1 protein-coding gene and 1 pseudogene are annotated in these 928 nt (G+C 65.5%); both read left to right on the top strand.

Annotated elements, in window-relative coordinates; genetic code table 11:
* Window positions 1-210 (top strand): annotated as a pseudogene (locus tag IL252_RS17245) (hypothetical protein); the annotation flags it as partial.
* A gap of 9 nt (window positions 211-219) precedes the next feature.
* Window positions 220-792 (top strand): hypothetical protein, encoded by a 573-nt coding sequence (locus IL252_RS17240; RefSeq protein WP_208629047.1) that lies wholly within the window; start codon window positions 220-222, stop codon window positions 790-792.
* Window positions 793-928 lie beyond the last annotated feature (136 nt).

Raw genomic sequence — 928 nt, 5'->3', positions numbered from 1 at the left:
ACGACCTACGAGACCGCCGACGTGAACACCACCCAGCTCACCAAACTGTACGAGAACCTGGCCTACGAGCGGGCACAGTGGGAAGCTCGCGAACAGGATCTCGGCGGCGGTGGCGGTGGTGGCTTCCTCGGCGGCGGCTCGATCGACCAGACCGTTGCACTGCTCGCACTGGCCGCGCTGGCCGGTGCCGCACTGCTGGGCAACTCCTAACTCACCACCATGCGCTTTCTGACACTCGTCATGCTGGCAGTCGTATCGCTCGCCGTCGTCGCTCCAGTCGGGGCAAGGCCGACGGCTGACAGCGTCGCCAACACGACCGATATTCCGAACTCCGAGCCCACCGCCCAGGGCTCGGACACCGACCCGACCGACACCACGCGGATCGACGAGAACACCGTGCTGGTCGACTCCGAGTACCGGGCCAACGAGAGCGTGGCGCTGTTGACGATTCGCTCGAAGGCCGTCCAGACGCTGACCTTCTCCGACGGCGGCCAGTTCCGCCAAGGCGGGAAGGTCCCGGTTACCGTCGAGCCATTCCGTGCAGGTGAAACGGCGACGATCGAAGTGCCGGTCACCGAAGTCGACGGCTGGGTCGGTGTCGCTATCTCCACCGAGAACACACGTCTGTATTCGGAGATCGTCGAGCAACCCTCCGGTGGTGGCCTCGACATTCTGCGCGCACTCTCGTCGCTGCAGGCGTGGCTTGCTGGTGCAACGATCGCGTTCGTTTGGATGGCGATCGCCGGCTACAACGTGATCCGGCGGGAGAACGGCCGGCCGGAGGTGGCCTGATGCCCGCGCCGACGTTCCAGACGAACCGCGACCGGCTCACCTGGCTCCTCGGCGAGTACAAGCTGCTGGTCTCGGGCATGATCCTCGGTGCGTTCGGACTGGTGATCTACTACCAGCCACAGCTCCCGACACCGCC

Origin of the sequence: Halomicrobium sp. IBSBa (assembly GCF_017612575.1) — an archaeon.
Classification (GTDB): Archaea; Halobacteriota; Halobacteria; order Halobacteriales; family Haloarculaceae; genus Halomicrobium.
The sequence above is the reverse complement of the archived record's forward strand: the minus strand, read 5'-3'. Positions and strand labels throughout refer to the sequence as shown.